The organism is Kribbella sp. NPDC049174, from assembly GCF_043197365.1.
Classification (GTDB): Bacteria; Actinomycetota; Actinomycetes; order Propionibacteriales; family Kribbellaceae; genus Kribbella.
In genome coordinates this window covers 354789-371557 of the sequence record NZ_JBICSZ010000003.1, presented here as the reverse complement: position 1 = coordinate 371557, position 16769 = coordinate 354789, and the positions used below count along the sequence as shown (strand labels likewise).

Sequence of the window (16769 nt, the reverse complement as noted above, 5' to 3'; positions counted from 1 at the left end):
GCTGAAGGAGGGAGCAGGAACCCGATGCACCCTTACGTACCGATCCTCGTTCTCGGTGTGCTCGCGGCGATCTTCGTGGCGGGCACCTTGGTGACGAGCGCGCTGGTCGGACCCCGGCGCTACAACCGGGCCAAGCTCGACTCCTACGAATGCGGGATCGAGCCGACCCCGCAGCCGGTCGGTGGCGGGCGGTTCCCGGTGAAGTACTACATCACCGCGATGCTCTTCATCGTGTTCGACATCGAGATCATCTTCCTCTACCCGTGGGCGGTCGCCTTCGACCAGATGGCGCTGTTCGGGCTGATCGAGATGGTCATCTTCATCGTCACCGTCTTCGTCGCGTACGCCTACGTGTGGCGCCGCGGCGGACTGGAGTGGGACTGAGCAATGGGTGTTGAGGAACAGCTTCCGGCCGGCGTACTGCTGACCACGATCGAGGGCCTGTCCGGCTACATGCGGAAGGCCTCGTTGTGGCCGGCAACCTTCGGGTTGGCCTGCTGCGCGATCGAGATGATGACGACGGGCGCGCCGCGGTACGACGCCGCCCGGTTCGGCATGGAGGTCTTCCGGGCGTCGCCCCGGCAGGCCGACCTGATGATCGTGGCCGGGCGGGTGAGCCAGAAGATGGCCCCGGTCCTGCGCCAGATCTACGACCAGATGCCGAACCCGAAGTGGGTGCTCGCGATGGGTGTCTGCGCGTCGTCGGGCGGCATGTTCAACAACTACGCGATCGTGCAGGGCGTGGACCACGTCGTACCGGTCGACATGTACCTGCCCGGCTGCCCGCCGCGGCCGGAGATGCTGCTGGACGCGTTCCTCAAGCTGCACGACGACATCCAGCACGGCAAGCTCGGCGCGAACAAGAGGGCGCTGCAGGCGGAGCAGGAAGCCGCCGCACTGACCGCCTCGCCGACGCTCGAGATGAAGGGGCTGCTTCGATGACCGAGCGGAGCGAGGGAACAATCAAGCACAGCCGACTCTGTCGCGCAGCGACGCCCGCAGCGAAGCGAGGACGGCGATGAGCGATACGCAACCCGAGAACCTTCCGGCGACCTCGCCGGCCGGCGACGCTCAGACGCCGGCGGCCGAGGTGGTGGACCAGCGCGAGGGCATGTTCGGTGTCCGCGGCACCGGTGACACCTCCGGCTTCGGCGGTCTGCGCCGCCAGGTCGCGTTGCCCGGCGGTACGCCGAAGCCGTACGGCTCCTGGTTCGACGGCGCCACCGAGCGGCTCGAGGGCCTGGTCGGCGACGGCGCGGTCGAGAAGGTCGTGGTCGACCGCGGCGAGCTGACCCTGCACATCGAGCGCGAGCGGCTGGTCGAGGTGTGCCGGCACCTGCGCGACGACGAGGCGCTGCGGTTCGAGTTCTGCTCCGGCGTCAGCGGCGTGCACTACCCGAACGAGACCGGCCGCGAGCTGCACGCGGTCTACCACCTGATGTCGATGACCCACAACCGGCGGATCCGGCTCGAGGTGTCCGCACCCGACGCCGACCCGCACATCCCGTCGATCGTCTCGGTCTACCCGGCCAACGACTGGCACGAGCGGGAGACCTGGGACTTCTTCGGCATCATCTTCGACGGTCACCCGGCACTGACCCGGATCCAGATGCCGGACGACTGGCCGGGTCACCCGCAGCGCAAGGACTACCCGCTCGGCGGTATCGACGTCGAGTACAAGGGCGCCGTCATCCCACCGCCCGACACGCGGAGGTCGTACAACTGATGACCCAAACACAATCGACACCGTCAGACCCGTACGCGACCACTCGCGACACCACCGAGGGCAAGGTCTTCACCGTCACCGGTCAGGACTGGGACTCGGTCGTGGCCGGCCTCGGCGAGGAGCCCGAGGAGCGGATCGTCGTCAACATGGGCCCGCAGCACCCGTCCACCCACGGCGTGCTCCGGCTCATCCTCGAGATCGAGGGTGAGACGGTGACCGAGGCCCGCTGCGGTATCGGCTACCTGCACACCGGTATCGAGAAGAACATGGAGTTCCGCTCCTGGACGCAGGGCGTCACGTTCTGCACCCGGATGGACTACCTGTCGCCGTTCTACAACGAGGCGGCCTACTGCCTCGCGGTCGAGCGGCTGCTCGGGATCGAGGACCAGATCCCGGAGAAGGCGAACGTGATGCGGGTGCTCCTGATGGAGCTCAACCGGATCAGCAGCCACCTGGTCTGCATCGCCACCGGTGGGATGGAGATCGGCGCGCTCACCGTGATGACGATCGGCTTCCGGGAGCGGGAGATGACGCTCGACCTGTTCGAGCTGATCACCGGTCTGCGGATGAACCACGCGTTCATCCGGCCGGGCGGTGTCGCCCAGGACCTGCCGCCGGGTGCGCTGGACAAGATCCGCGAGTACATCACCTGGATGAACAAGCACCTGCCCGAGTACGCCGAGCTGTGCAACGCGAACCCGATCTTCAAGGCCCGGCTGCAGAACGTCGGCTACCTGGACCTGACCGGCTGTATGGCGCTGGGCATCACCGGCCCGCCGCTGCGCTCGACCGGGTACGCGATGGACCTGCGCAAGACCCAGCCGTACTGCGGTTACGAGACGTACGACTTCGACGTACCGACCTGGGACACCGCGGACTCCTACGGGCGGTTCCGGGTCCGGCTGCAGGAGATGCACGAGTCGCTGAAGATCGTCGAGCAGTGCGCCGACCGGCTGGCCAAGATGGAGGGCGAGCCGGTGATGGTGGCCGACAAGAAGATCGGCTGGCCGAGCCAGCTGGCCGTCGGCACCGACGGGATGGGCAACTCGCTCGACCACATCAAGCACATCATGGGCGAGTCGATGGAAGCGCTGATCCATCACTTCAAGCTGGTCACCGAGGGCTTCCGGGTGCCGGCCGGCCAGGCGTACGTGGCGATCGAGTCGCCCCGCGGCGAGCTCGGCTGCCACCTCGTCTCCGACGGCGGCACCAAGCCGTACCGGGCGCACTTCCGTGACCCGTCCTTCGCAAACCTGCAGGCGATGCCGATCATGTGCGAGGGCGCACAGGTCGCCGACGTGATCGTCGCCGTCGCCAGCCTTGACCCGGTGATGGGTGGAGTGGACCGATAGATGGCCGAGAACAGCAGCCTGAATCATGCGACTGCGACCGACAAGCCGGTGCCCTACAGCACCGGTGACTCGAACATCACCGACACCACGATCGCGGAGATGCGCGAGCTGGCCGCCCGGTACCCGGTCGGCCGGTCCGCGCTGCTGCCGATGCTGCACCTGGTGCAGTCGGTCGAGGGCCGGGTCACCCCGGAGGGCATCGAGGCGTGCGCCGAGGTGCTCGGGCTGACCGGTGCCGAGGTGTCCGCGGTGGCGACCTTCTACACGATGTACAAGCGCCGCCCGGTCGGCGAGTACCACGTCGGGGTCTGCACCAACACGCTGTGCGCCGTCATGGGCGGTGACCTGATCTTCGAGCGGCTCAAGCAGCACCTCGACGTCGGCAACGACGAGACCACCGAGGACGGCAAGATCACCCTCGAGCACCTGGAGTGCAACGCCGCCTGCGACTACGCGCCGGTGATGATGGTGAACTGGGAGTTCTTCGACGACATGACGCCGGAGTCGGCCACCCAGCTGGTCGACGACCTGCGCGAGGGCACCGAGGTGAAGTCCCCGCGCGGCGCGACGATCTGCACCTGGCGCGAGGCCGAGCGAGTGCTGGCCGGCTTCCCCGACGGCCGGGCCGACGAGGGTCCGACCGGCGGCAAGGCGACGCTGGCCGGTCTGCGGCTGGCCCGCGAGCGCAACTGGACCGCTCCGGGTGGTCGCGGCGGTTCCCCGGCCCCGATCGACTCCGTTCCCGGCCCGCGTCCCGAGGACCAGCCGGGCCGCGAGTCCGGCACCGGTTCCCCGGCCACTCCCGACTCCCGGAAGGAGGACTGACCATGCTGACCCCGGTACTGTCCGACAACTGGGACCAGATCCGTTCCTGGCAGCTGGCGTCGTACCAGCGCTCCGGCGGGTACGACGCACTGCAGACCGCACTGCGGATGCAGCCGGCCGATGTGGTCACTGCGGTCAAGGACTCCGGTCTGCGCGGCCGTGGCGGCGCGGGCTTCCCGACCGGGATGAAGTGGTCGTTCATCCCGCAGGACAACCCGAAGCCGAAGTACCTGGTGGTGAACGCGGACGAGTCCGAGCCGGGGACCTGCAAGGACATCCCGCTGATGCTCGCCTCGCCGCACACGCTGGTCGAGGGCGTGATCATCGCGTCGTACGCGATCCGGGCATCCACCGCGTTCATCTACGTCCGCGGTGAGGTGCTGCACGTGATCCGCCGGCTGCAGCAGGCGGTCGAGGAGGCGAAGGCGGCCGGTTTCATCGGCACCAACATCCTCGGCAGCGGCTACGACCTGGACGTGATCGTTCATGCCGGCGCCGGCGCATACATCTGCGGCGAGGAGACCGCGCTGCTCGACTCGCTCGAGGGCCGGCGCGGCCAGCCCCGGCTGCGTCCTCCGTTCCCGGCCGTGGCCGGTCTGTACGGCTGCCCCACAGTGATCAACAACGTCGAGTCGATCGCGTCCGTTCCCGCCATCATCAAGAACGGCGCGGACTGGTTCTCCTCGATGGGCACCGAGAAGTCCAAGGGCATGACGCTGTACTCACTGTCCGGGCACGTCACCCGGCCGGGCCAGTACGAGGCGCCGATGGGCATCACGCTGCGGCAGCTGATCGACCTGGCCGGCGGGATCCGCGAGGGGCACGAGATGAAGTTCTGGACCCCGGGCGGGTCCTCGACTCCACTGCTCACCGCCGAGCACCTCGACGTACCGCTGGACTACGAAGGTGTCGGCTCGGTCGGCTCGATGCTGGGCACGAAGGCGCTGCAGATCTTCGACGAGACCACCTGCGTGGTCCGCTCGGTGCTGCGGTGGACCGAGTTCTACAAGCACGAGTCCTGCGGCAAGTGCACCCCGTGCCGTGAGGGCACGTGGTGGCTGGTGCAGATCCTCGAGCGGCTCGAGCACGGCAAGGGCACCGAGGAGGACCTCGTCACCCTGCTCGACCTGTGCGAGAACATCACCGGCCGGTCCTTCTGTGCACTCGCCGACGGTGCGACCGCGCCGATCACCAGCTCGATCCAGCACTTCAAGGACGAGTACCTGGCGCACTTCGAGAACGGCGGCTGCCCGTTCGACCCGATGGCAAGCACTGTCTTCGCTACCGCTGGAGCAAGCGCATGACGATCCAAGCGAACCCACCGGCCGGGTCGGAGGTCGAGCGCACCGATCTGGTGACCGTGACCATCGACGACATCGAGGTCAAGGTTCCGAAGAACACCCTGCTGATCCGGGCGGCGGAGCAGATCGGGATCCAGATCCCGCGGTTCTGCGACCACCCGCTGCTCGACCCGGTCGGCGCCTGCCGGCAGTGCCTGGTCGAGATCACCGACGCCGGGAACGGCCGGGGGATGCCGAAGCCGCAGGCCTCCTGCACGATCACCGTTGCCGACGGCATGGTGGTGCGCACCCAGGTGACCTCGCCGGTGGCGGACAAGGCGCAGCACGGGAACATGGAGTTCCTGCTGATCAACCACCCGCTGGACTGCCCGGTCTGCGACAAGGGCGGCGAGTGCCCGCTGCAGAACCAGGCGATGACCAACGGTCGCGGCGAGTCCCGGTTCACCGAGATCAAGCGGACCTACCCGAAGCCGATCAACATCTCGGCCGAGGTGCTGCTGGACCGCGAGCGCTGCGTGCTGTGTGCCCGCTGCACCCGCTTCTCCGAGCAGATCGCCGGTGACCCGTTCATCGCGCTGGTCGAGCGCGGTGCGCTGCAGCAGGTCGGCATCTACGAGAAGGAGCCGTTCGAGAGCTACTTCTCCGGCAACACCATCCAGATCTGCCCGGTGGGTGCGCTGACCAGCGCGGCGTACCGGTTCCGGTCCCGGCCGTTCGACCTGGTCTCGGTTCCGTCGGTGGCGGAGCACGACTCCTCCGGTGCGGCGATCCGGGTCGACCACCGGCGCGGCAAGGTGATGCGCCGGCTGGCCGGTGACGACCCGCAGGTCAACGAGGAGTGGATCTCGGACAAGGACCGGTTCGCGTTCAACTACGCGACCACCGGTGACCGGCTGACCCACCCGCTGATCCGCGAGGACGGCGAGCTGCGGCCGGCGTCCTGGCCGGAGGCGCTGACCTTCGCGGCCGAGAAGCTGACCGCGGCCCGCGGCAACGCGGCGGTGCTGACCGGCGGCCGGCTCACCCTCGAGGACTCCTACGCGTACTCGAAGTTCGCCCGGGTCGCGCTCGGCACCAACGACATCGACTTCCGGGCCCGGCCGCACTCCGCCGAGGAGGCGGACTTCCTCGCCGCCGCGGTGGCCGGCACCGGCCTGGGTACGACGTTCGGCGACCTGGAGAAGGCCGGATCGGTGCTGCTCGTCGGGTTCGAGCCCGAAGAGGAGGCGCCGTCGGTGTTCCTGCGGCTCCGCAAGGGCGTCCGCGCGCACGGCACCAAGGTCTTCACGGTCGCGGCCTACGGTTCGCGCGGGATCGAGAAGCTCGACGGTGTCGTCGTACCGGCGTCGCCCGGGACCGAGGCCGCCGTACTGGCTGATCTCGGCAACGCGGGTGAGACCGGGGCGGCCGCGCTGGCGTCGCTCGGGTCCGACTCGATCATCATCGTCGGCGAGCGGCTGGCCAGCGTGCCGGGTGGTTACTCGACGGCTCTGCGGGTCGCGCTCGACACGGGCGCTCAGCTGGCGTGGATCCCGCGTCGTGCGGGTGACCGGGGCGCGCTCGAGGCGGGCTGCCTGCCGGGTCTGCTGCCCGGCGGCCGGCTGGTGTCCGACCCGCACGCGCGGGTCGACATGCAGGCCGCGTGGGGTGTGGACGGCCTGCCGTCGACGGTCGGACGGGATCTGACCGAGATCCTCGCCGCCGCCGGATCGCTGCAGGCCCTGGTGGTCGCGGGTGTCGAGATCGACGACCTGCCGGACCCGGCCGCGGCCCTGGCCGCGCTGGAGGCGGCGCCGTTCGTGGTCAGCTTCGAGGTCCGCAACTCTCAGGTCACCGAGCACGCCGATGTCGTCTTCCCGGTGGTTCCGCCGGCGGAGAAGGACGGCACCTTCGTCAACTGGGAGGGTCGCGAGCGGCCGTTCCCGGTGGTGCTGCAGGTCCCGGCCGCGATGCCCGACGTCCGCGCGCTGGCCGCGCTGGCGCAGGAGATGGACCGCTCGATCGGGTTCGCCACGCCGGCCGGTGCGAAGCGGGAGTTCGACGAGCTCGGCCGCTGGGACGGCGACCGCGCGCAGGAGCCGACGTACCAGGCCGGTCCGTCGCTCGGCGCGTTCGACTCCACCCGGCTGGCGACCTGGCGGATGCTGATCGACGACAGCCGCGCGAACGACGGTGAGCCGCATCTGACCGCGACGGCGCGGACGCCGGTCGCCCGGATCTCGCTCACCACCGCACACCGCGTCGGTGTCGCCGACGGTGACGAGCTGGTGGTCAGCACCGACGCCGGGTCGATCCGGCTGCCGGTGGTGATCACGCCGATGTCCGACAACGTGGTGTGGCTGCCGGCCAACTCGGCCGACTCCCATGTGCGCCGGTCGCTGCACGCAGACCATGGCTCGATCGTGACGATCGCCGGAGGGAACGCATGAGTTTGGTCGCTGGGATCCCGCTGGCGGTGCCGGACGCGGGCTTCGGGCGCGACCCGTGGTGGGTCGTCGGCCTGAAGGTGCTGCTGGTCTTCGTCTTCCTGATCGTGCTGACGCTGTTCAACATCTGGTGGGAGCGCCGGGTGGTGGCCCGGATGCAGCACCGGATCGGCCCGAACGTGCACGGCCCGCAGGGTCTGCTGCAGTCGCTGGCCGACGGTATGAAGCTGATGTTCAAGGAAGACCTGATGCCCAAGGGCGTCGACAGGTTCGTCTTCGTCGCCGCACCGGTGATCGTGTCGATCCCGGCCTTCCTCACCTTCGCGGTGATCCCGTTCGGGCCGACGGTGAAGATCCCGTTCACCGACACCTATACCCGGCTGCAGCTCACCGACATGCCGGTCTCGGTGCTGTACGTGATGGCGATCGCGTCGATCGGCATCTACGGCATCGTGCTCGGCGGCTGGTCGTCCAACTCGACGTACTCGCTGCTCGGCGGTCTGCGCTCCAGCGCCCAGATGATCTCCTACGAGGTCGGTATGGGCCTGGCGCTGGTGACGGTGTTCCTGTTCGCCGGCTCGATGTCCACCTCGGAGATCGTCGCGGCGCAGGGCTCGAACCAGTCGATCAACCTGTTCGGCGCGGACATCCCGATCCCGGGCTGGTACGCGTTCTTGTTGTTCCCGTCGTTCGTGATCTACGTGATCTCGATGATCGGCGAGACCAACCGGGCGCCGTTCGACCTGCCGGAGGCCGAGGGCGAGCTGGTGGCCGGCTTCCTGACCGAGTACTCGTCGATGAAGTACGCGATGTTCTTCCTGGCCGAGTACATCAACATGGCGACCGTGTCGGCGCTGGCGACCACGCTGTTCCTGGGCGGCTGGCGGGCGCCCTGGCCGATCTCGATCTGGGACGGCGCGAACTCCGGCTTCTGGCCGGTGCTGTGGTTCGTCGGCAAGATGATGTGCTTCATCTTCTTCTACATCTGGCTGCGCGGAACGCTGCCGCGACTGCGCTACGACCAGTTCATGAAGCTGGGCTGGAAAATCCTGATCCCGGTCTCACTGGGCTGGATCCTGCTGGTCGCCACCGTCCGCGCCGTCGGCCGGGAGACCACCTTCAGCCGTACGACGCTGCTGGTGGCCGCCGCCGTGGTCCTGCTGATCGCGGTGATCACCATGTTCATCCCGCAGAAGCCCAAGCCTGAGAAGCTCACCGAGGACGACCGTGCGAAGGACTTCGACGCCTTCGCCGGCGGCTTCCCGGTGCCCCCACCGCTCGTTCACACGCCGAGCCGAAGCGAGACTGAGATCCGCAGCAAGGAAGGCAGCCGTGGCTAGTGTCAAAGAGTCCCTCTGGGACCCGGTAGCCGGGTTCGGGGTCACCTTCCGGACGATGTTCCGCAAGGTGTTCACCGAGCAGTACCCGTTCGAGAAGAAGCCGACCGCGCCACGCTTCCACGGCCGCCACCAGCTGAACCGCTGGCCGGACGGTCTGGAGAAGTGCGTCGGCTGCGAGCTGTGCGCGTGGGCCTGCCCGGCGGACGCGATCTACGTCGAGGGCGCGGACAACACCGAGGGAGGCCGCTTCTCGCCCGGTGAGCGCTACGGCCGCGTCTACCAGATCAACTACCTGCGCTGCATCCTCTGCGGTCTGTGCATCGAGGCCTGCCCGACCCGGGCGCTCACCATGACCAACGAGTACGAGCTGGCCGACCGCAGCCGCGAGTCCCTCATCTACGAGAAGAAGGACCTGCTGGCGCCGCTGCTGCCCGGGATGCAGGAGCCGCCGCACGAGATGCAGCTCGGCAGCACCGAGAAGGACTACTACCTCGGACTGACCGGTGCCGCCGTACCGGCCGAGGGTGGTGACGGCAAGTGATGCCGCTCGTCACCGGCGCCCAGGTGGCGTTCTGGATGCTCGCGCCGGTCATGGTGCTGGCCGCGATCGCGATGGTGCTGGTCCGCAAGGCGGTGCACTCCGCGCTGCTGCTGGCCACCGTGATGATCTGCCTGGCCATCCAGTACGCCGCTCAGGACGCGCCGTTCCTGTTCGCCGTACAGATCATCGTCTACACCGGCGCGATCCTGATGCTGTTCCTGTTCGTGCTGATGCTGGTCGGTGTGGACGCGAGCGACTCCCTGGTGGAGACGATCCGCGGCCAGCGGCTGCTGGCCGGACTGGCGTTCCTCGGCTTCGCGGTCCTGTTGGTCGCGGCCGTCGGCAACGCGGTGTACGGCAACCCGGTCGGGCTGGCCGACGCACAGCCGGACGGCAACCCGAAGGGGATCGCGCAGCTGCTGTTCGGCAAGTACGTGTTCGCCTTCGAGGTGACCTCGGCGCTGCTGATCACCGCGGCACTCGGCGCGATGATGCTGGCGCACCGGGAGCGGCTGACCAAGAAGCGGACCCAGCGCGACCACGCCGAGGACCGGATCCGCAAGTACGCCGAGTCCGGCGTCCACCCCGGTCCGCTGCCGACGCCCGGCGTGCTGGCCCGGCACAACGCCGTCGACACGCCGGCCCTGCTGCCGGACGGATCGATCGCACCGACCTCGGTTTCGCGGGTGCTGCAGGCACGTGGCACCGTGTTCCCCGAGAACGAGGAGCGCGACGAGGTCGACAAGGTCCGCGAGATCAGCGAAGGCGATCCCGGTGACCAGGTCCCGTCCGGGCCCGAGAGCACGGATCTGTCCGGATTTGGCGAAGGAGAGAAGGCGTGAGCGAGCGGAGCGAGCGAACCATTCAACGCAGCACGCTTTCGGCATGCGCGCCCGGAGCGAAGCGAGGACGCGCATGACGACCGAGCCGTATATCGTGCTCGCGGCGATCTTGTTCAGTATCGGTGCGCTCGGCGTGCTGGTGCGTCGTAACGCCATCGTCGTCTTCATGTGTGTGGAGCTGATGCTGAACGCGTGCAACCTCGCGTTCGTCAGCTTCGCCCGCCAGCACGGCAACCTCGACGGTCAGATCGCCGCCTTCTTCGTGATGGTGGTGGCCGCGGCCGAGGTCGTGGTCGGGCTGGCGATCATCATGGCCATCTTCCGCACCCGTCGCTCGGCCTCGGTCGACGACGCCAACCTGCTCAAGTACTGAGGTAAGCACCGATGAGTCATGAGCTGACGTGGCTGCTGGTCGCGGTTCCGGCCTTGTCCGCGGCGATCCTGCTGCTGGGTGGCAAGGCCACCGACGCGTGGGGTCACCTGCTGGGGACGCTGGCGCCGCTGATCTCGTTCGCCTTCGGCGTTGTGCTGTTCTTCCAGATGCAAGGCCTCGGCAGCGAGGAGCGGTCCGAGACGATCCGGCTGTTCGAGTGGTTCTCGGTCGGCAGTATCAAGGTGGACTTCTCCCTGCTGATCGACCCGCTGTCGATCCTGTTCGTGCTGCTGATCACCGGTGTGGGTTCGCTGATCCACATCTACTCGGTCGGCTACATGGAGCACGATCCGCGCCGGCGCCGGTTCTTCGGGTACCTGAACCTGTTCATCGCGGCGATGCTGCTGCTGGTACTCGCGGCCGACTACCTGCTGGTGTTCGTCGGCTGGGAGGGCGTCGGCCTGGCGTCGTACCTGCTGATCGGGTTCTGGCAGCACAAGAACTCCGCCGCGGTCGCCGCGAAGAAGGCGTTCGTGGTGAACCGGGTCGGTGACATGGGCCTGTCGCTCGCGGTGATGAGCATGTGGGCGCTGTTCGGCTCGTCCGCCTTCACCACCGTGAACGCCGGCGCCGAGCAGCTGTCCAGCACCTGGGCCACGCTGCTCGGCCTGATGCTGCTGCTGGCGGCCTGCGGTAAGTCCGCGCAGGTGCCGCTGCAGTCCTGGCTGCTGGACGCGATGGAGGGCCCGACCCCGGTGTCGGCGCTGATCCACGCGGCGACCATGGTCACCGCCGGCGTCTACCTGGTGGTCCGCTCGAGCGCGATCTACGAGGTCACCGACGCCGCGTCCACCGCGGTGGTGGTCGTCGGAACGGTGACCGCCCTGACCGGTGCGATCATCGGTTGCGCCAAGGACGACATCAAGAAGGCACTGGCCGGTTCGACGATGAGCCAGATCGGCTACATGATGATCGCCGCGGGTCTCGGCCCGGTGGGTTACGCCTTCGCGATCTTCCACCTGCTCACGCACGGCTTCTTCAAGGCCAACATGTTCCTCGGTGCCGGCTCGGTGATGCACGGCATGAACGACGACGTGAACATGCGGCGCTACGGCGGTCTGGCGAAGTACATGAAGGTCACCTTCGTGACGTTCGCCTTCGGCTACCTGGCGATCCTCGGCATCCCGCCGTTCTCCGGCTTCTTCAGCAAGGACCACATCATCGAGGTCGCCTTCGCGGAGAACACGGTGGTCGGCCTGTGTGCGCTGCTCGGCGCCGGGATCACCGCGTTCTACATGACCCGGCTGATGATGATGACCTTCTTCGGCGAGAAGCGCTGGGAGAAGGACGTGCACCCGCACGAGTCGCCGAACGTGATGACCGGCCCGCTGATCATCCTGGCGATCCTCTCGCTGGTCGGCGGTGCGCTCTACTTCGTCAACCACTGGATCGTCACCTGGCTGGAGCCGGTGACCGGTTTCGAGGAAGCCCATCCGCCGCTCAGCGCGCTGGCGATGACGCTGATCATCCTCGCGACCGTGATCGTCGGCGCTGCCATCGGTGTCGTGCTGTTCCGCCGGGACATCCCGCGCGAGGCACCCGTCCGGGTCTCGCCGGTCACCACCTTCGCCCGCCGTGACCTGTACGGCGACGCGCTGAACGAGGCGGTCCTGATGCGCCCGGGCCAGTACCTCACCCGGACCCTGGTCTGGCTGGACAACCGCGGTGTGGACGGCTTCGTGAACGGGCTGGCCGCGTTGTTCGGCGGGCTGTCCGGCCGGCTCCGCCGGGTCCAGACGGGCTTCGTCCGTTCCTACGCACTCAGCATGGTCTTCGGCGCCGCATTCGTGGTCGTCGCCCTCCTCGCGGTGAGGTTGTCGTGAACATCGGTTGGCTGACCCTGTTACTGCTCCTGCCGTTCGTCGGGGCACTGGCGACGATGCTGGTGCCCAAGGCGAAGGCGCTGCTGGCCAAGCAGGTCGCACTCGGCTTCTCGCTCGTCACCCTGGTGCTGACCGCGATCATCGCGATCGGCTACCAGCGCAACGGTGCCGCGGACTACGCCGAGACACACACCTGGATCGAGCCGTTCGGTGCGCACTTCGCCCTCGGCCTCGACGGCGTCGGCATCGTCCTGGTGGTGCTGACCGCGCTGCTCACCCCGGTCGTGCTGATCGCGTCCTGGAACGACGCGCAGGACGGCCGCTGGTCGGAGAAGTCCTTCTTCGCCTGGATCCTGGGCCTGGAGGCACTGTCGCTCGGCGTGTTCGCCGCCACCGACGTGTTCCTGTTCTACGTGCTGTTCGAGGCCACGCTGATCCCGATGTACTTCCTGATCGGTGGCTTCGGCGGTGCGCAGCGCTCGTACGCCGCGGTGAAGTTCCTGCTCTACTCGCTGCTCGGCGGTCTGCTGATGCTGGCGTCGGTGGTCGGGCTGTACGTGCTCTCGGCCCGGGCCGGTGACCCGTCGTACCTGCTCACCGACCTGATGCAGCTGGACATCAGCCAGAACACCGAGCGGTGGCTGTTCCTCGGCTTCTTCTTCGCCTTCGCGGTGAAGGCGCCGATGGTTCCGTTCCACACCTGGCTGCCGGACGCCGCCGCCGAGGCGACGCCGGGCACCTCGGTGCTGCTGGTCGGCATCCTGGACAAGATCGGCACCTTCGGGATGATCCGGTTCTGCCTGGGCCTGTTCCCGAACGCGTCCGAGTGGGCCACCCCGGTCGTCCTGGTGCTGGCGCTGATCTCGGTCCTGTACGGCGCCCTGGTGGCGATCGGCCAGACCGACATCAAGCGGCTGATCGCCTACACGTCGATCTCGCACTTCGGCTTCATCGTGATGGGGATCTTCGCGCTGACGTCACAGGGCCTGACCGGGTCGACGCTCTACATGTTCAACCACGGCCTGTCCACGGCGGCGCTGTTCCTGGTCGCCGGCTACCTGATCTCCCGGCGCGGGTCCGCGCGGATCGCCGACTACGGCGGGGTGGAGAAGGTGGCACCGGTGCTGGCCGGCACGTTCCTGTTCGCCGGTCTGTCCAGCCTGGCGCTGCCCGGTCTGTCGCCGTTCATCTCCGAGTTCATGGTGCTGGCCGGGACGTTCAGCCGGCACAAGGTGCTCGCGGTGATCGCGGTCCTGGGGATCGTGCTGGCCGCGCTCTACATCCTGATCATGTACCAACGCCTGATGACCGGGCCGGTCCGCGACGGGATCGAGAAGTTGAAGGACCTGAACGTGCGCGAGGTGCTCGCGATCGCGCCGCTCGTCGTACTGATCATCGGCCTGGGAATCTTCCCGAAGCCGGTCGTGGACATCATCAAGCCGGCGGTGGAGTCGACGATGCAGCACGTCGGCGTGACTGACCCGGCTCCGGAGATCCCCGTGACGGAGGGACAGAAGTGATCGCGCAGATTCTGCCGCTGGCGGACTTCACCGCGCCCAAGATCGAGTACGGCGAACTCGCGCCGCTGCTCGTGGTCTTCGGTGCGGCCTGCGTCGGCGTACTGGTCGAGGCCTTCCTGCCCCGGCAGTTGCGGCACGCGGCCCAGCTGGCGATCACCGTCGTCTCGATCGTCGTCGCCGGTGTGCTGGCCGCCCTCCTGATCAACGAGAACAAGGAACTGGTCGCGGCGCAGGGTGCGATCTCGGTCGACGGCCCGGCGCTGTTCACCTGGGTCGTGCTGCTCGCGCTGACGCTGATCAGCGTGCTGCTGTTCGCCGAGCGCTCGGTCGACGGCGGACTGTCCGCGTTCGCCGGCCAGGCGGCCGCCGTACCGGGGTCCGAGGCCGAGCGTGAGGGGACGGCGGCCAAGGTCGAGCACACCGAGATCTTCCCGCTGACCCTGTTCGCGGTCGGCGGCATGATGCTGTTCGCGTCGGCCAACGACCTCCTGCTCCTGTTCGTCGCGCTCGAGGTGTTCTCGCTGCCGCTGTACCTGCTCTGCGGGCTGGCCCGGCGTCGCCGGCTGATCTCGCAGGAAGCGGCGATGAAGTACTTCCTGCTCGGTGCGTTCGCGTCGGCGTTCCTGCTGTTCGGGATCGCGCTGCTGTACGGGTTCGCCGGCACCATGTCGCTCGGCGGGATCTCCGACGCACTGGCCACGCAGACCGGCGGTGACGCGATCCTGCTGGCCGGGACCGGTCTGCTGGGCGTCGGCCTGCTGTTCAAGGTCGGTGCCGTACCGTTCCACTCCTGGACGCCGGACGTCTACCAGGGCGCGCCGACGCCGATCACCGGTTTCATGGCGGCCTGCACCAAGATCGCCGCGTTCATCGGGCTGATGCGGGTCTTCTACGTCGCGCTCGGCGGTACCCGCTGGGACTGGGCGCCGATGATGTGGATCGTCGCCATCCTGACCATGGTGGTCGGCTCGGTCGTCGCGATCACCCAGACCGACGTGAAGCGGATGCTGGCCTATTCGTCGATCGCGCACGCGGGCTTCCTGCTGACCGCTTTCGTGGGGCTCGCTCAGATGGGGAACGGCGTCACCACCGGGATCACCTCGACCCAGGCGGTGCTGTTCTACCTGGTCACCTACGGCTTCCCGACCATCGGCGCCTTCGCGGTCGTCACGCTGGTGCGGGACGCGGGCGGCGAGGCGACCCATCTGTCCCGCTGGGCCGGGCTGGGCAAGAAGTCGCCGCTGCTGGCCGGCATCTTCGCCTTCTTCCTGCTCTCCTTCGCCGGGATCCCGCTGACCGCGGGCTTCACCGGCAAGTGGGCCGTGTTCACGGCGGCCTGGACCGGTGGCGCGTGGCCGCTGGTGGTGGTCGCCGTACTGTGCAGCCTGGTCGCCGCGTTCTTCTACGTTCGCGTGATCGTGCTGATGTTCTTCTCCGACCTCCCGGCGGACGCGCCGGACGTGGCCCTGCCGGGTTGGCAGACCACGACCGCGGTCGCCCTCGGTCTCGCCGCCACGGTGGTTCTCGGTCTGGTTCCCGGACCGGTGCTCGACCTGGCGGCCCGCGCGGGTGAGTTCATCCGTTGAGTCCGACCCCGCTGCCGGCCGAGAGCCTGGGCTTCGCGTTCGCCGACGAGGCGCTCGAAGCCCGGGTTCGTGCTGGGCTGGAGTCGGTCGAGCAGGCACTGCGCGAATCGACCCAGTCCGAGGCGCCGTTCGTCACCGCTGCGGCGCAGCACGTCATGGTTGCCGGTGGCAAGCGGTTCCGGCCGCTGCTGGTCCTGCTGGCGGCGGAGTTCGGTCCGGAGCCGGCTGCTGACGACGTGGTGAAGGCGGCCGTCGTGGTCGAGCTGACCCACGTCGCGACCCTGCACCACGACGACGTGATGGACGAGGCCGCGCTCCGGCGTGGCTCGGCCACCGCGAACGCCGCCTGGGACAACTCGGTCGCCATCCTGTCCGGCGACTGGCTGTTCGCCCGGGCCTCGGACCTGGTCGCCGACCTCGGCCCGGAGGCAGTCCGGATCCAGGCCCGCACCTTCGGCCGGCTGGTCGAGGGCCAGATCCGCGAGACCCTCGGCGTCGGCGAGGGCCAGGACCCGCTGGCCCACTACCTGTCGGTCGTCGCCGACAAGACCGGCTCGCTGATCGCGACGTCCGCGCTCTTCGGGGCCCAGTACGCCGGTGCGCCCGACGAGGTGCAGGAGTCGCTGCGCGCGTTCGGCGAGGAGATCGGCGTGGCCTTCCAGTTGGCCGACGACCTCCTCGACATCGCCTCGGAGTCCGGCCAGTCCGGCAAGACGCCCGGCACCGACCTGCGTGAGGGCGTCCCGACCCTCCCGGTCCTGATCTTCCGCGCCCAGGCCGATCCCGCCCGGCCGGACGACGCTCGCCTGCTCGAGCTCCTCGACTCCGATCTCTCCGACGACGCGCGCCTGACCGAGACCCTCGAGCTGCTCCGCGCGCATCCCGCCTTCCGCCAGGCCGAGGACGACGTACGCCGCCGGGCCACCGACGCCCGCAAACTCCTCTCCGCCCTCCCCGAAGGCTCCGCCCGCCAGGCCCTCGACTCCCTCTGCGACCTGGTAGCCACCCGCTCGGTCTGAAAGAGCTCGGCCGCGCTACAAGCTGCTGCCGTTGG

The 16769-nt window shown here is 68.4% G+C and carries 15 protein-coding genes; all 15 read left to right on the top strand.

Going from position 1 to position 16769, the window contains the following annotated elements; genetic code table 11:
- Window positions 1-24 precede the first annotated feature (24 nt).
- The 15 genes from ACGFIF_RS19105 (at window position 25) to ACGFIF_RS19035 (ending at window position 16734) form a co-directional block, all read left to right on the top strand.
- On the top strand, window positions 25-384 hold the full coding sequence (locus ACGFIF_RS19105; protein WP_132209850.1) for an NADH-quinone oxidoreductase subunit A: 360 nt from the start codon (window positions 25-27) through the stop codon (window positions 382-384).
- A gap of 3 nt (window positions 385-387) precedes the next feature.
- Window positions 388-942 carry a NuoB/complex I 20 kDa subunit family protein gene (locus tag ACGFIF_RS19100; protein WP_393155995.1) on the top strand — a complete coding sequence of 185 codons (555 nt, stop codon included), beginning with the start codon at window positions 388-390 and terminating at the stop codon, window positions 940-942.
- Window positions 943-1018: 76 nt separating this feature from the next.
- The gene (locus tag ACGFIF_RS19095; protein WP_393155993.1) at window positions 1019-1726 is read left to right on the top strand and encodes an NADH-quinone oxidoreductase subunit C; all 708 of its coding nucleotides are present in this window, start codon (window positions 1019-1021) and stop codon (window positions 1724-1726) included.
- Window positions 1726-3078: an NADH-quinone oxidoreductase subunit D gene (locus ACGFIF_RS19090; RefSeq protein ID WP_393155992.1), complete on the top strand. Its 1353-nt coding sequence runs from the start codon at window positions 1726-1728 to the stop codon at window positions 3076-3078. The genes ACGFIF_RS19095 and ACGFIF_RS19090 overlap by 1 nt, the downstream gene beginning before the upstream one ends.
- Window positions 3079-3903 (top strand): NADH-quinone oxidoreductase subunit NuoE, encoded by an 825-nt coding sequence (gene nuoE, locus ACGFIF_RS19085; protein WP_393155991.1) that lies wholly within the window; start codon window positions 3079-3081, stop codon window positions 3901-3903.
- 2 nt (window positions 3904-3905) lie between these two features.
- The gene (gene nuoF / locus ACGFIF_RS19080) at window positions 3906-5207 is read left to right on the top strand and encodes an NADH-quinone oxidoreductase subunit NuoF (protein ID WP_393155989.1); all 1302 of its coding nucleotides are present in this window, start codon (window positions 3906-3908) and stop codon (window positions 5205-5207) included.
- Window positions 5204-7633 carry an NADH-quinone oxidoreductase subunit G gene (locus ACGFIF_RS19075; protein WP_393155987.1) on the top strand — a complete coding sequence of 810 codons (2430 nt, stop codon included), beginning with the start codon at window positions 5204-5206 and terminating at the stop codon, window positions 7631-7633. The genes nuoF and ACGFIF_RS19075 overlap by 4 nt, the downstream gene beginning before the upstream one ends.
- Window positions 7630-8970, top strand: coding sequence for an NADH-quinone oxidoreductase subunit NuoH (nuoH, locus tag ACGFIF_RS19070; protein ID WP_393155985.1), 1341 nt, complete (start codon window positions 7630-7632; stop codon window positions 8968-8970). The genes ACGFIF_RS19075 and nuoH overlap by 4 nt, the downstream gene beginning before the upstream one ends.
- The gene (gene nuoI / locus ACGFIF_RS19065) at window positions 8963-9511 is read left to right on the top strand and encodes an NADH-quinone oxidoreductase subunit NuoI (RefSeq protein WP_393155983.1); all 549 of its coding nucleotides are present in this window, start codon (window positions 8963-8965) and stop codon (window positions 9509-9511) included. Before nuoH ends, nuoI begins: the two co-directional genes overlap by 8 nt.
- Window positions 9511-10353: an NADH-quinone oxidoreductase subunit J gene (locus tag ACGFIF_RS19060; RefSeq protein WP_393155982.1), complete on the top strand. Its 843-nt coding sequence runs from the start codon at window positions 9511-9513 to the stop codon at window positions 10351-10353. Before nuoI ends, ACGFIF_RS19060 begins: the two co-directional genes overlap by 1 nt.
- A 73-nt stretch (window positions 10354-10426) precedes the next feature.
- Window positions 10427-10726 carry an NADH-quinone oxidoreductase subunit NuoK gene (nuoK, locus tag ACGFIF_RS19055; protein ID WP_393155981.1) on the top strand — a complete coding sequence of 100 codons (300 nt, stop codon included), beginning with the start codon at window positions 10427-10429 and terminating at the stop codon, window positions 10724-10726.
- 11 nt (window positions 10727-10737) lie between these two features.
- On the top strand, window positions 10738-12609 hold the full coding sequence (nuoL, locus tag ACGFIF_RS19050; RefSeq protein WP_393155979.1) for an NADH-quinone oxidoreductase subunit L: 1872 nt from the start codon (window positions 10738-10740) through the stop codon (window positions 12607-12609).
- Window positions 12606-14129: an NADH-quinone oxidoreductase subunit M gene (locus ACGFIF_RS19045; protein ID WP_393155977.1), complete on the top strand. Its 1524-nt coding sequence runs from the start codon at window positions 12606-12608 to the stop codon at window positions 14127-14129. Before nuoL ends, ACGFIF_RS19045 begins: the two co-directional genes overlap by 4 nt.
- Window positions 14126-15715, top strand: a complete 1590-nt coding sequence (nuoN, locus tag ACGFIF_RS19040; protein ID WP_393155975.1) for an NADH-quinone oxidoreductase subunit NuoN — start codon at window positions 14126-14128, stop codon at window positions 15713-15715. Before ACGFIF_RS19045 ends, nuoN begins: the two co-directional genes overlap by 4 nt.
- Window positions 15712-16734 (top strand): polyprenyl synthetase family protein, encoded by a 1023-nt coding sequence (locus tag ACGFIF_RS19035; RefSeq protein WP_393155974.1) that lies wholly within the window; start codon window positions 15712-15714, stop codon window positions 16732-16734. The genes nuoN and ACGFIF_RS19035 overlap by 4 nt, the downstream gene beginning before the upstream one ends.
- Window positions 16735-16769 lie beyond the last annotated feature (35 nt).

Coding starts and splice junctions, on each gene's coding strand:
- ACGFIF_RS19105 (WP_132209850.1), top strand. CDS start 25: ATGCACCCTTACGTACCGATCCTCGTTCTCGGTGTGCTCGCGGCGATC.
- ACGFIF_RS19100 (WP_393155995.1), top strand. CDS start 388: ATGGGTGTTGAGGAACAGCTTCCGGCCGGCGTACTGCTGACCACGATC.
- ACGFIF_RS19095 (WP_393155993.1), top strand. CDS start 1,019: ATGAGCGATACGCAACCCGAGAACCTTCCGGCGACCTCGCCGGCCGGC.
- ACGFIF_RS19090 (WP_393155992.1), top strand. CDS start 1,726: ATGACCCAAACACAATCGACACCGTCAGACCCGTACGCGACCACTCGC.
- nuoE (WP_393155991.1), top strand. CDS start 3,079: ATGGCCGAGAACAGCAGCCTGAATCATGCGACTGCGACCGACAAGCCG.
- nuoF (WP_393155989.1), top strand. CDS start 3,906: ATGCTGACCCCGGTACTGTCCGACAACTGGGACCAGATCCGTTCCTGG.
- ACGFIF_RS19075 (WP_393155987.1), top strand. CDS start 5,204: ATGACGATCCAAGCGAACCCACCGGCCGGGTCGGAGGTCGAGCGCACC.
- nuoH (WP_393155985.1), top strand. CDS start 7,630: ATGAGTTTGGTCGCTGGGATCCCGCTGGCGGTGCCGGACGCGGGCTTC.
- ACGFIF_RS19060 (WP_393155982.1), top strand. CDS start 9,511: ATGCCGCTCGTCACCGGCGCCCAGGTGGCGTTCTGGATGCTCGCGCCG.
- nuoK (WP_393155981.1), top strand. CDS start 10,427: ATGACGACCGAGCCGTATATCGTGCTCGCGGCGATCTTGTTCAGTATC.
- nuoL (WP_393155979.1), top strand. CDS start 10,738: ATGAGTCATGAGCTGACGTGGCTGCTGGTCGCGGTTCCGGCCTTGTCC.